Below are 12474 nucleotides of genomic sequence, written 5' to 3' on the forward strand. Positions count from 1 at the left end.
ATGAAAATTGCATTCTGTCTCTATAAGTTCTTTCCTTATGGTGGATTACAGCGGGATTTCTTGCATGTTGTAGAGGAATGTCTAAGACGAAACTATAGCGTTATTGTGTACACAATGTTTTGGGAAGGACCTATACCTTTAGGCATTGATCTTGTGCGGGTACCTAAGAAAGGTTTAACTAATCATACTCGGAATAAAAAGTATTCAGAATGGGTACAAAAGGATTTATTATCTCGGAATGTAGATTGTGTATTGGGTTTTAATAAAATGCCCAACCTTGATATTTATTATGCGGCAGATGTCTGTTTTGCAAGCAAAAAACGAGGAGCATTAACCAAATTATTACCAAGGTATAGACATTATATTAAATTTGAGGCGTCGGTATTCTCACCAAAAAGTAGTACTAAGCTATTAATGTTAACAGAAAATCAAGTGATTGATTTTAAAAAAATATATAAAACTCAAGAAGAACGTTTTAAACTATTACCTCCAGGGATTTCATTGGATCGTAAATGGAGTGAACAATCGAAAGTACTGAAAGAAACATTCAAAAAAGAACATCAATTAGTACAGGAACAAAAAATAATTGTACAAATTGGCTCAGATTATTTCCGCAAAGGGGTGGATAGAAGCCTAATCGCTATTGCTAGCTTACCTGAAAATGTCAGAAAAAATATTGTCTATTACATCATTGGGCAAGACAAAATAGAAAAATTTCAGGAGTTAGCTGGAAAGCTTAATATTCAGGAACAAGTTCACTTTTTAGGCCCTAGAGATGATATACATGTATTTCTTGCTGCTACAGATTTATTATTACATCCAGCAAGACAAGAAGCTGCCGGAATTGTTCTGATTGAAGCGATCGTTGCTGGAGTTCCTCTTATCGCGAGTGATGTGTGTGGATATGCTCCTTATATTATGAAAGCTCACTGCGGTAGTGTGCTTTCTTCACCCTTTTCTCAATCTGATTTCAATCTAAAGTTAAATGAAATTCTTACTGATTCTTCGAATTTAGAAAAAATGAAAGATAATGCGATTAAATTTGCCAATAGCTATGATTTGTATAGTTTACCCTCTCGTGTTGTTGATTTTATTGAGGAATATGTAAATGATAAAGTGTAAGTCACCCTTTGACCAACTCTGGGAAGGCAAGAATCCCTTCTATGAAGTGAATAGGATTACTGGGGAGGTCTATCGCCAAGTAAAAAATAGAAGGACACTACAATTTTATGTAGGAAATGAGTCTTTCTTTATTAAACAACACTATGGTATTACTATTTCTGAAATATTAAAAAATATTCTGAGTTTTCGGTTTCCTGTATTAGATGCGCGTCAAGAGTGGGATGCAATAAAGCACTTAGAGAAAAATAATATAGATACAATGAATGCTTATGCTATTGGTGTACGAGGTATAAATCCGCTAACTAGAGAGTCTTTTTTAATTACTAAAGACTTGAATCCAACGATTAGTCTAGAAGACTATTGCAAAAAATGGTTAGTTAACCCCCCAACATTTCAAGAAAAGTTCAATCTTATTTTGAAACTAGCATCAATTGTTTCAGCAATGCATGCATCAGGATTGAATCACCGTGATTGTTATTTATGTCACTTTTTATTGGATGAAAATACTGATCAAATCAGTACAGACATTAAAATGTATATTATTGATTTACATCGAGCTCAAATAAGAAGCCAAGTACCAAAGCGTTGGAGAGATAAAGATCTAATTGGGCTATATTTTTCTTCTATGAATATAGGGTTAACATCTAGGGATATATATCGATTCTTGATAAAATATTTTAATACTGATTTAAAGTCTATTTTTCGGTCACATAATAAATTTCTTAAAAAAGCAAGACGTAATGCATTGATAATTAAAGAAAGAACTGAAAGAAAAGGATTGTAATAATGAGGCGAATTGATATTGCTTACTGTGCGGATGATAATTACGTTGAGTATTTAGCTGTCTCTCTTGTATCTGTTTCACTTAATAACCTTAATAATGATGTATACTTTCATTTATTTCTTTTCAATGTGAGCCAAAAAAATCTTAATATGCTAAGGGAGATTAAGGCAAATATTATTTTTTATCATATCGATAACGATGTTATGCGAAAGTATGATCAAAAGTTTAGTATAAAACATCTTAATATGTCTACATATATGAGACTAATTGTGCCACGTATGCTACATGGTAAAGTTAATAATTTTATTTACTTGGATATTGATACACTATGCTTTTCTGATCTGAGTGAGATTAATCATGTAGATATTACTAACCATATTTGTGCTGTTTCATCAGATACACCAAATGATATTGATAATAAAAACACTAAAAGGTTGGGGTTAAAAAGTAACTATTATTTTAATGCTGGATTCTTATATATCAACGTCAATAACTGGCTAGATTTTGACGTTGAAAATAAAATCAATCAGCTAATTAGTGAAAAAGGTGACTCATTAATTTATTATGACCAAGATGCACTAAATAAAGTCTTAGAGAACCATATTGTAAAACTAGATCATTCATGGAACTATTTATACACATGGATGGATTTAGATGAAAAAGAAAAATACTTTTATTCAAAATCATCTATACCTAAAATCCTGCATTTTACAGGCGGTAGGAAACCATGGTTTAAGGAACATGAAGGGTTATCTCAGAATTTGTTTATATTTTATAAGCATTTAACACCCTGGAAAGATACAGAACTAAGAAGCTATTCAACTAGAATGAAAAATAGTGATAATAGAGTTTACTGCCGTGAAGCTTGGCACAAAAAACGTTATGGAACAGCGATTAAATTTTATTTGGTATATTTAAAAAATAAGTTAAAAGGTTAATTTCAACTCTATTTACAGATATCTTTGGATATCTGTAAATAGAGGATATTAGGCAAATAGCTAATAATCATTATTTTAGTTTTTTCTTTAATTTTACAATAATGTAATTTAAGTGACTAATTAAGCTTGAAAAATACTTAGACTGCCAACGCTCATGAGACGACTTTTTTTTCCACTGTTTTGCGGTAAGTGCTTTTTCTAAAGGCAATGATGACCATATTGAATCGTTATATACATTTCTAAAAAACTTTGCAGACTGATAATTAACCCATTCATGCCATGGTTTAGACACCCCAACATAGTGAATTAACTTTACATCATCGGTAAGTTTTTTTTTATAATATTCACTGTTTTTAATTTTAGGTTCGTCATCCATTCCGTAAAGAAAATTATAATTTTTATCCAAATAAAGGTTATGGCCATCAGATATCATGTTAAGGATATCTTGATCTGGAAATAAAGAATTATCTTTATTTTTACTAATTTCAGATACAAAATTCTCCATGAGATTATTTTTTTTCCAGCTATCTAAATTGGCAAGCATAACACCGGAGTTAAAATAATTAGATTTTCTAACAATATCTAATTTTTTAGCTCTTTCTTGCAACGTAGGTAAATCAGAAACAATAGCGAAGTAGTACTCATGTAAGTTTAGCGAGGCAATTTCAGACAAGTTGCCTTTGCAAATCACATCGGCATCTAAATATAGCGCTGTTTTATAATCAGCTGCCAGAATATCAAAGCCTATAACTCTATAGAATGTAGCATAAGGCCAACGCTCTGAAATAGGTAAGAATGTTAGTTTTGTGTTATTAATAATATAAACATCAATAGCAATATTATATGTTTTAGCCGTTTTTTCTAATTTTTTTAGATAGTTATCGGAAATTTTCTCAACAAAAAAATGAAAATGCAATTGTATATTCGGGTTGAATTTTATGACAGATTGCATTGATACAAATGCACCGAGTAGAAAATTTTGTGTTACCCCATAGATAATATTCATACTATCTTGTTCTGGGTGACTATAATCATACTTTATTTTTTTAGATAATATATTTGAGCGTTCAGAAAACATATCTATATCCAGTTGATAAAAGAGTCTCTATGTATCAGTATTATGAGTGGTTGCCGTATTTTTTAACGGCTTAAAAAATAGTTTATCATGAATTAGTATTGTAAGTAGAGATATATGCCAGAACTACCAGAAGTTGAAACCAGCCGCCGTGGAATAGAACCACATTTAGTCGGAAATACAATCTCTTACGCAGTTGTACGCAACAGTCGATTACGTTGGCCGGTCAGTGAACAAATTAAAAGCTTATCAGATGAAGCGGTTCTGAGTGTCCAACGTCGGGCCAAATATCTACTGATTGAATTGCAAACAGGCTGGATTATTGTTCACTTGGGAATGTCTGGTAGTGTGCGTATTTTGACCGAAGAATTACCTGAAGAAAAACATGACCATGTAGATTTAGTTATGCGGGATGGCAAAGTGCTGCGCTATACGGACCCTCGTCGTTTTGGCGCATGGCTCTGGTGTGATGATTTAGAAAACAGTTCGGTACTTGCACACTTAGGACCTGAGCCATTATCAGATGCCTTTAATCCCCAATATCTTTATGAATTAGCGCAAAAGAAAAAAGTGGCCGTTAAACCGTGGTTAATGGATAACAAAGTGGTTGTTGGTGTGGGTAATATTTATGCCAATGAAGCATTATTTGCGACGAAAATATCACCTGAAAAAATCACTAATACATTAACACTGGCTGAAATTACTGAACTCGTGCAACAGATCAAAAAGGTGTTACAACGCTCCATTGAGCAAGGCGGCACGACACTAAAAGATTTTTTACAGTCGGATGGTAAGCCGGGTTACTTTGCCCAAGAATTGTTTGTCTATGGGAAAAAGGGGGAACCCTGCTCAATGTGTGGTACGCCAATAGAAAGCATTAAACAGGGGCAACGCAGTACTTTCTTTTGTCCGCAGTGTCAAAAATAGTGCGCTTTTACTATTTTTTATTGAGTTTCTTTAACATTGCCTCAGCAACCACTGGGGGTAGGAAAGACGAAATATCACCATCGTGAAGGGCAACATCTTTGATTAAAGAAGAAGAAACAAAGGACAAACTTTGCGATGGTAATAAAAATACGGTTTCCAAGTCAGGAACAAAATGGCGGTTCATATTCGCTAATTGCCACTCATATTCGAAATCAGCCACAGAACGAACGCCACGAATAAGAATATTAGCGCCATTTTTTTGTGCAAAATTAGCCATCAATTCAGAAAACCCAACAACTTCAACATTATCAAGGTGAGAAGTTACTTCTTTAGCAAGGGCAACGCGCTCATCAAGGGAAAACATCGGGTTTTTTCGTTGGCTATTTGCAATAGCCAACAAGACATGGTCAAACATTGCTGCTGCTCGGGTAACAATATCAACATGTCCTGATGTCACAGGGTCAAACGTACCAGGGTAAATAGCCTTATGTTTCATGGCGATAGTATCTCGTTGTTTGTATTTTCTATTCGAAAAAATAGCATGAATAAGCGTTAACATTATCGGCTATCTAGCATGGTTGCAACTGTAGATAAGATTTTACTGCTATTTTTAGGTGCATATTCTGCACACTTTTATCTGAGCTTTATGGTAAGATAGCGCCAATTTTGGTAAGTGAATCAGATCGAATGTTATTGCTGCGTTTATATCAGGTACTTCTTTATCTTATCCAGCCATTTATATGGGTTCGCCTATTGCTGCGCAGCCGTAAAGCGCCTGCGTATCGTAAACGTTGGGGCGAACGTTACGGCTTTTGTGCAGGAAAAGTAAAACCTCAAGGCATTTTATTACATTCAGTTTCTGTCGGGGAAACCCTCGCAGCGGTTCCATTAGTCCGTGCACTTCGCCATCACTATCCGTCTTTGCCAATTACAGTAACAACAATGACGCCAACTGGCTCAGAGCGTGTTCTTTCTGCGTTTGGTGATGATGTCGACCACGTCTATTTACCTTATGACCTCCCTGGTTCAATGCGCCGTTTCCTGAAACAAGTCGACCCAAAACTTGTGATCATTATGGAAACTGAATTATGGCCAAACATGATTAACCAATTGTATAAACGTAAAATTCCATTGGTTATTGCGAATGCGAGACTTTCTGAGCGCTCTGCTGCTGGGTATCAAAAGCTCGGTAGCTTTGTGAAACGTATGCTGCGTAATGTCACTATGGTCGCAGCACAACATCAGGAAGATGGTGAACGTTTCGTTCAATTAGGGTTGCGGCGGATGCAATTGAGTGTAACAGGGAGCCTGAAGTTTGATATCTCTGTAACGCCTGAATTAGCTGTCAGGGCAATAACTTTACGCCGCCAATGGGCAGCACATCGCCCAGTTTGGATAGCGACCAGCACTCATGAGGGTGAGGAAGCCATTGTTTTAGAAACACATCAACAGTTATTAAAACGATTTCCTGATCTATTATTAATTTTAGTACCGCGTCACCCTGAACGCTTTGCAAAAGCGGAAGAACTAACTCAAAAAGCTGGTTTAACGTTTATTCGTCGTAGTGCCAATACGATCCCTACTGCAGATGTCCAAGTGGTGATTGGCGATACCATGGGCGAATTGATGTTGCTATATGGAATTGCGGATATTGCCTTTGTTGGGGGAAGCTTGGTAGAGACTGGGGGGCATAACCCGCTCGAAGCGGCAGCCCATGCGCTACCCGTATTAATGGGGCCTCACACATTTAATTTTAAAGATATTTGCGGAAAACTGACTCAAGCAGATGGCTTAATTACGGTGACAGATAGTGAATCGATGGCTCAAGCCGTGACGAGTTTGCTTTCTGATGAAGATTACCGGTTATATTATGGACGTCATGCCGCCGAAGTTCTTCATGAGAACCAAGGTGCCCTTCAAAGATTATTAAAACTATTGCAACCCTATTTGCCTCCGCGAGAGCAATAATGCCAAGTAATGTCTTTTTTTGAATATTAACTTGAACATTACAACAATAGATTGTGAATATTTTCTGGCACATCCTAGTATTGCATTTAAACTATAGTACACTGCCTCGTTTATTATAGAGTCATTCGATTTGGTTTATTACTATTAGAGTAGTATCCAAATGGAATGTTGGAACTTTTGCTTATCTTTCTAAGACTATATGCCAGCCATTAATCAATCAATTTCAAATAAATATGTTTATGTATGGGTCATAAGCTATGCCATAGCTTGGATCTTAGCGAGTTTTTATTTCGACCCAACCGTACCTTATGACACAGTAGAAGCGGTAAATTGGGGGATGAACGGGGAGTGGGGATCACCTAAAAACCCATGGTTTGTTGGCGTTATGATGTGGCCGGCAATTTATCTTGATATCTCCTATAGTTTTTATTGGTACTTTAGCCACTTTGCGGGTATCGCATTCGGTTTACTTGGTGTGTGGAAACTAGCCTTCCGTTTAACTGGGCGCCGCGACCTCGCTTGGTTTGCAATGCTAATGTTGAATTTATCAGGTGTTATTAATTTCGATATCATTCCTTATAATGATAACTATATTTTAGTGACATTATGGCCTTGGGTTATTTATTTCTTTTTACGTGCTGTTGATGATAACCCTGCATGGTGGTTGCCGTTTGCTTTATTTTCAGCTCTTGCAACGATGGGGAAATATTCAACGTTAGCATTAGTTGGGTCTGTTTTCTTATTAACCCTATTTGTGAAACAGGTTCGCCAAAGCTATCGTCAACCTGTTTTTTACCTTGCGATCGCTTTGTGGTTTGCTTTGGTATTACCAAATTTCTTTTGGTTGATGGCAACGGACTTTTCGGCTTTCAAATGGGTGGACTCACAAATCGACCCTGGGTTTAATCTTCATACCACACAAGCAGCACTTAGCGTGTTTTATCCGTTAGTCATTGCTGCGATTATTGTTTATTGCAGTGGTGGAAAGTTAGGATGGCCGAAAGCATTACCTAATCGTTTGGCTAACTTTATTCTTCTTTTTCCACTGGTGGTGATCTATGGCTGGTTCTCTTTCCACGATGGTGGTCGAATAACTGAATGGTTGCAGCCATTTATGGCTATTAGTGCGCCTTTATTTGTTGGCTCAATAACCGTGATGCCAAGAAAACCGTTTAAGAAGTCATTGGTTGGTTTTGCCATTTTTGGTGTTTTAGTGGTGGTTGGTTATATCACGGTTCAGGCTGCGAATATCCGTGGAGCAGGGCAAAAATTTATTGGTGTAAAAACCTTGATAGCAGACGGTGAGCAACGTTGGTATCAGCGTTATGGTACGCCAGTAAAATATGTTGGCGGAGAAGATAATCAATATCAATGGTTTATTATTTATGGTAAGGACAGGCCACATGTGATCCAGCCATGGTCAATGGAAAAACATATGCCGCCAAATGTGTACAACCGTGATATTACAGAAGCTGAAATTCGCCAACATGGGGCGTTATTGCTGGGCAAGAAATATGATGATTGCGCCCATGAAAACTTCGCTAAGGTTCGTAAGTTCTGGCCACAGTTTACGATAGAAAAAGAGGATGTGATTTATCGTTCTGAACCAGATGCAGAACCTGAAACTATGTGCTTTGGGTTTATTGCGCCAGAGAAGTAATTTCTAGTTGAGAATAGAGCCTTTTTAAAGGCCTATTCTTACATATTAGACATATTTACCGAATTAATTTTAACGATATAGCCAAACGTATAAAACGGTTGTATTTTGAACCATGGTTGAATAATCTAAATACATCACGCCATTTCATATACCCTAAGTAATTTAATTGGAAAATGTCTGGGTATTTACTAGCGCAGGTTAAGAATATACCTTGGTCATCATCAACAATGCCTGAAGATAAAAATTCTTTTTGAGTTTCAAATACAGTTTTATAAAACTCTGGCCATTTTTCTTTACTGGCCACTAATACACCACCAATTATATGTGGATTATTATTTAGAATAGTTTCTAATATTGCATTTTTATCTGTTAGAGCTAGTGTATTTTGTATAGAAAACAAATGGATCTTATTAGGATTAAAAGAATGATGCCACTCAGTTATACCATAAATACTTCCATTGTTTCGTATATATCCAAAGTCTACCCATGCCGCGAATTCACTATCAACAAGGTCTAGATCAATCGCTTTTTTGACAAAAAAAGGTTTTAGGTTATTAATCAAAACATACTGTGGCGACCAGTATTCAGGTGCACGTAGTAATTTAGGCTTAATTAGTTTTTTAAATTCATCGCTATTTTGAATTTGTGCAATTTTTTTTAGAATAAACTTAAATTTTTTATCAAGATTAATTGTGATTATATGAGTTACTTTACCTTTTCTCATGGAGAGAATTTCTTCTTGTAAATCTGAAGTTGTAAAGATAATCATATCGTTATCAAGTTTTGCTAACCTATTAAAATATTTAAAGTAAGTTTCATTTGTACATTCTAGTGAATTTGGGCGACCATTTTTTCTATTCCAATTTCCTCTACCGATGTCAAAAAATGCCGTTATGATTGTAATTGAATTATTCATTATAATTAATGTCTGGTATTGGGTAGACGAAAAATGTTGCCTACGTAAATGATGTGGTAAAAGATTAAAAAGTTTGAGTAGCTAAGATACCTTTCTATAGAAAATGTTTCAACTGTTCATAAGTGTATGTAGCACTTATATCCTCGATATGGTTACTCGGAGATTTAATCGTATGCTGCCCTTGCCCATATCCCCCAATCAAGCCGGGGTCAGTGGGGCCAAACAGGGTAAAATTAGGTTTATCAAGTGCCGCGGTTAAATGGCTAAGTCCAGTATCGACAGAAACGACGGCTTTAGCATTAGCAATTTGTTGTGCGACTTCCGCTAAGGTAAGTTTAGGTAAGACCTTAACAAAGTCAAAGCCTTTTGCTAATCGTTCTGCACGTTGCTGCTCATGAGGTGCTCCCCACGGTAGTTTGATTTTGATGCCACTTTCAGCCATCAGTCCAATGAGCTCTCGCCAATTTTCTTCAGGCCAGTGTTTATCATCACGGGTAGTTGAGTGCAGGAAAATGACATAAGGGCTTTGATGCTCTTCTTTTGACTGTAAAAAGTGGCGAGCAATTGCGTAATCGCCTTGCTGTGTTGGGCAGGTATAACCAAGGCTTTTGGCAAATAACTGGCGAATACGTTCAACGGCATGTTGTTGCTTACTGACAGCATAACAATGGTCATAAAAGAAGCTGGCTAATGGCTCGCGAATACTATGGCGATCATAACCATGTTTATCGCCATGAGCTAAGCGGGTGACAAGAAAAGCGCTCTTTAATAACCCTTGCGCATCAATAATCGCGTCATAATGTGTTGCTTGTAATTTCTTGCGAAACTCTGCACGTTCGGCTCTGATCGGGGCAGAAAACCAATTTTTTCGCCAGCGGCGAATGGCCACAGGGATCACTTGGTTAACGGCACTGTGCCATGTTGGGATTTGCGCGAAGCCTTCCTCAACGACCCAATCGAATTGAATATCGGGTATAGCTTGTTGTGCATCGGTCAGTGCAGGTAATGAGTGTAAAACATCCCCCATTGAAGATGTTTTGACTAATAATACTCTCATCATTCAATACCTATATTTAACCGAGCTAATGCATCGATAACTAATTGGGGTTGGATATCAATCAAACTTTGGTGATAACCACTTTCACCATCCCCTTTACGCACTTTGTGATACCCGGTAATTAAGCGGATCACTTCTGCTTTATCTGATAATGGCGGGGTGAAATCAGGGCTACTTGGGCCATATAAGGCGACAAGCGGTTTACCGAGTGCTGCTGCGACATGCATCAAACCCGAATCATTACTGACAACGGCATGGCAGGCATCGATTAGATTAACGGCTTGTTCTAACGATGTTTTCCCTGAAAAATTATGGCAATGCAATTTAGCATCATCGGTCAGCTCTAAACGAATAGCTTCACCGGCTTCATGGTCTTTTTGCGAACCAAATAGTAGCACCTGATAGCCTTTTTGGCTAATCAGTGTTTGAGCAAGAGAAGCGTAGTGGTAGTGAGGCCAGCGCTTGGCGGGGCCGAACTCTGCCCCTGGGCAAAAACCAATAATAGGGCGAGAACCATCAACCCCAAAGGTTTGCAGGGTTTCAGTGACTTCTTGCGGCACCGTAACTAGTTTAGGCGGTAAAATGGGGGTCGGAATATCGGAAGCTGATTGAATAGCTTGCTTATCATAAGCAAGCGCAACGTATCGTTGCACCATTAAAGGAAACGCTTCTTTATTTAATGGGCGAATATCATTGAGTAGGCCATAGCGCATTTCGCCACGCCACCCCGTTCTTTTGGGGATCTTTGCAAAGAAGGGCACAAGTGCAGATTTTAATGAGTTTGGTAACACAATCGCTTGATCATAGCCATTTACCTGCAAACTTTTACCTAATCGACGACGTTCACCAATTTCCAGTGCGCCATGCCCGAGAGGCATAGGAATGGCTTCGCTAACTTCAGGCATTTTGGCGAGTAAAGGACGGCACCATTGTGGCGCCATCACGTCAATCTGTGCATGGGGATGTAAAGCCTTGATCGTGCGATAAAGGCTTTGTGACATCATCATATCCCCTACCCATGAAGGGCCGATCACCAATATTTTCATAAATGATTTTTCAGAAATAAGCGTTACGCGTCTTTATTGAGCAAATGCATATATTCGGTGACACCTTCTGCAACCGTTTTAAAGGGGGCAGTATAGCCGGCGGCACGTAGCTTAGTGAGGTCAGCTTGTGTGAAGCTTTGGTAGCGACCTTTTAATTTTTCAGGGAATTCAATGTATTCGATGGCCACATTTTTATCTTTGTGGAATTCAGTGACAGCATCAGCAACGGCTTGGAAAGATTCCGCACGTCCTGTACCGCAGTTAAAAATACCGGAAACATTATTTTCCCAGAACCATAAATTGACCGCAGCCACATCACCCACATAAATAAAGTCACGGCGGAAAGTATCGCTACCTTCGAACAGTTTTGGGTTTTGCCCTTCATTAATTTGTTTATTTAAGTGATAAGCAACGCTTGCCATGCTGCCTTTATGGTCTTCATTTGGCCCATAGACATTGAAATAGCGGAAACCACAGACTTGTGAGTCCGCTTCTGGCAAAATTTCACGCACATATTGGTCAAATTGGAATTTTGAATAGCCATAGACATTTAATGGTTTTTCAAATTGACGCTCTTCAATAAAGTTATCGCTACGGCCACCATAGGTTGCAGCGGAAGAAGCATACAAGAATGGGATTTCGCGATCTAAACAATAGTGTAGTAACTCTTTCGAATACTGATAGTTATTGTCCATCATATATTTGCCATCCCACTCCGTGGTTGACGAGCAAGCGCCTTCATGGAATACCGCATCGACATCACCGAAATCATCACCCGCAATGATGCTGCCAATAAAATCTTCTTTATCTGCATAATCCGCAATATCAAGGTCAACAAGGTTAGCGAATTTAGTGCCGTCTTTCAGATTATCAACGACTAAGATATCTGTACGGCCGATTGCGTTTAGGGCTTTAATAATATTGCTGCCAATAAAACCAGCTCCACCAGTGACTATGATCATTGGGTATACCTCAAATGGG

Annotated in this window: 12 protein-coding genes; 6 read left to right on the forward strand and 6 right to left on the reverse strand. The window is 37.8% G+C overall.

Annotated features, from left to right (window positions below; translation table 11 throughout):
* The 3 genes from M1F25_RS00805 to M1F25_RS00815 are packed head-to-tail and all read left to right on the forward strand — an operon-like array spanning position 1 to position 2844.
* Positions 1-1122: a glycosyltransferase family 4 protein gene (locus tag M1F25_RS00805; RefSeq protein WP_181489008.1), complete on the forward strand. Its 1122-nt coding sequence runs from the start codon at positions 1-3 to the stop codon at positions 1120-1122.
* Positions 1109-1906 carry a lipopolysaccharide core heptose(I) kinase RfaP gene (gene rfaP / locus M1F25_RS00810; protein ID WP_181489010.1) on the forward strand — a complete coding sequence of 266 codons (798 nt, stop codon included), beginning with the start codon at positions 1109-1111 and terminating at the stop codon, positions 1904-1906. The genes M1F25_RS00805 and rfaP overlap by 14 nt, the downstream gene beginning before the upstream one ends.
* Before the next feature lie 2 nt (positions 1907-1908).
* Positions 1909-2844 (forward strand): glycosyltransferase family 8 protein, encoded by a 936-nt coding sequence (locus M1F25_RS00815; protein ID WP_181489012.1) that lies wholly within the window; start codon positions 1909-1911, stop codon positions 2842-2844.
* 70 nt (positions 2845-2914) lie between these two features.
* Here M1F25_RS00815 and M1F25_RS00820 read toward each other — a convergent pair whose 3' ends face one another.
* The gene (locus M1F25_RS00820) at positions 2915-3922 is read right to left on the reverse strand and encodes a glycosyltransferase family 8 protein (RefSeq protein WP_181489014.1); all 1008 of its coding nucleotides are present in this window, start codon (positions 3920-3922) and stop codon (positions 2915-2917) included.
* A gap of 114 nt (positions 3923-4036) precedes the next feature.
* Here M1F25_RS00820 and mutM point away from each other — a divergent pair, with 114 nt between their 5' ends.
* Positions 4037-4846 (forward strand): bifunctional DNA-formamidopyrimidine glycosylase/DNA-(apurinic or apyrimidinic site) lyase, encoded by an 810-nt coding sequence (mutM, locus tag M1F25_RS00825; protein ID WP_004265140.1) that lies wholly within the window; start codon positions 4037-4039, stop codon positions 4844-4846.
* A 10-nt stretch (positions 4847-4856) separates the two neighbouring features.
* On the opposite strand, the gene coaD is transcribed toward mutM, so the two are convergent.
* A complete protein-coding gene (gene coaD, locus M1F25_RS00830; RefSeq protein WP_036959128.1) occupies positions 4857-5342 on the reverse strand; it encodes a pantetheine-phosphate adenylyltransferase in 486 nt (161 codons plus the stop codon).
* 191 nt (positions 5343-5533) lie between these two features.
* Between coaD and waaA the strand changes: the two genes are divergently transcribed.
* Entirely contained in the window at positions 5534-6814 is a 1281-nt protein-coding gene (waaA, locus tag M1F25_RS00835) for a lipid IV(A) 3-deoxy-D-manno-octulosonic acid transferase (RefSeq protein WP_004265144.1), read from the forward strand.
* 199 nt (positions 6815-7013) lie between these two features.
* Complete coding sequence (locus tag M1F25_RS00840) at positions 7014-8474, forward strand: glycosyltransferase family 39 protein (protein ID WP_125895036.1); 1461 nt, start codon at positions 7014-7016, stop codon at positions 8472-8474.
* Between the two features lie 55 nt (positions 8475-8529).
* On the opposite strand, the gene M1F25_RS00845 is transcribed toward M1F25_RS00840, so the two are convergent.
* From M1F25_RS00845 to rfaD, 4 genes are all read right to left on the reverse strand, one after another.
* Complete coding sequence (locus M1F25_RS00845) at positions 8530-9390, reverse strand: WlaTC/HtrL family glycosyltransferase (RefSeq protein WP_140172951.1); 861 nt, start codon at positions 9388-9390, stop codon at positions 8530-8532.
* Between the two features lie 94 nt (positions 9391-9484).
* A complete protein-coding gene (rfaC, locus tag M1F25_RS00850; RefSeq protein ID WP_181489670.1) occupies positions 9485-10447 on the reverse strand; it encodes a lipopolysaccharide heptosyltransferase RfaC in 963 nt (320 codons plus the stop codon).
* Positions 10447-11493: an ADP-heptose--LPS heptosyltransferase RfaF gene (gene rfaF, locus M1F25_RS00855; protein ID WP_181489016.1), complete on the reverse strand. Its 1047-nt coding sequence runs from the start codon at positions 11491-11493 to the stop codon at positions 10447-10449. The genes rfaC and rfaF overlap by 1 nt, the downstream gene beginning before the upstream one ends.
* Before the next feature lie 23 nt (positions 11494-11516).
* Entirely contained in the window at positions 11517-12455 is a 939-nt protein-coding gene (gene rfaD, locus M1F25_RS00860; protein WP_004265152.1) for an ADP-glyceromanno-heptose 6-epimerase, read from the reverse strand.
* Positions 12456-12474: the final 19 nt, after the last annotated feature.

Origin of the sequence: Providencia sp. PROV109, assembly GCF_033681625.1 — a bacterium.
GTDB classification, from domain to species: Bacteria; Pseudomonadota; Gammaproteobacteria; order Enterobacterales; family Enterobacteriaceae; genus Providencia; species Providencia hangzhouensis.

Excerpts from the sequence above, each read along its gene's own strand:
- M1F25_RS00805 (WP_181489008.1), top strand. The coding sequence starts at position 1 with ATGAAAATTGCATTCTGTCTCTATAAGTTCTTTCCTTATGGTGGATTA.
- rfaP (WP_181489010.1), top strand. The coding sequence starts at position 1,109 with ATGATAAAGTGTAAGTCACCCTTTGACCAACTCTGGGAAGGCAAGAAT.
- M1F25_RS00815 (WP_181489012.1), top strand. The coding sequence starts at position 1,909 with ATGAGGCGAATTGATATTGCTTACTGTGCGGATGATAATTACGTTGAG.
- M1F25_RS00820 (WP_181489014.1), bottom strand. The coding sequence starts at position 3,922 with ATGTTTTCTGAACGCTCAAATATATTATCTAAAAAAATAAAGTATGAT.
- mutM (WP_004265140.1), top strand. The coding sequence starts at position 4,037 with ATGCCAGAACTACCAGAAGTTGAAACCAGCCGCCGTGGAATAGAACCA.
- coaD (WP_036959128.1), bottom strand. The coding sequence starts at position 5,342 with ATGAAACATAAGGCTATTTACCCTGGTACGTTTGACCCTGTGACATCA.
- waaA (WP_004265144.1), top strand. The coding sequence starts at position 5,534 with ATGTTATTGCTGCGTTTATATCAGGTACTTCTTTATCTTATCCAGCCA.
- M1F25_RS00840 (WP_125895036.1), top strand. The coding sequence starts at position 7,014 with ATGCCAGCCATTAATCAATCAATTTCAAATAAATATGTTTATGTATGG.
- M1F25_RS00845 (WP_140172951.1), bottom strand. The coding sequence starts at position 9,390 with ATGAATAATTCAATTACAATCATAACGGCATTTTTTGACATCGGTAGA.
- rfaC (WP_181489670.1), bottom strand. The coding sequence starts at position 10,447 with ATGAGAGTATTATTAGTCAAAACATCTTCAATGGGGGATGTTTTACAC.
- rfaF (WP_181489016.1), bottom strand. The coding sequence starts at position 11,493 with ATGAAAATATTGGTGATCGGCCCTTCATGGGTAGGGGATATGATGATG.
- rfaD (WP_004265152.1), bottom strand. The coding sequence starts at position 12,455 with ATGATCATAGTCACTGGTGGAGCTGGTTTTATTGGCAGCAATATTATT.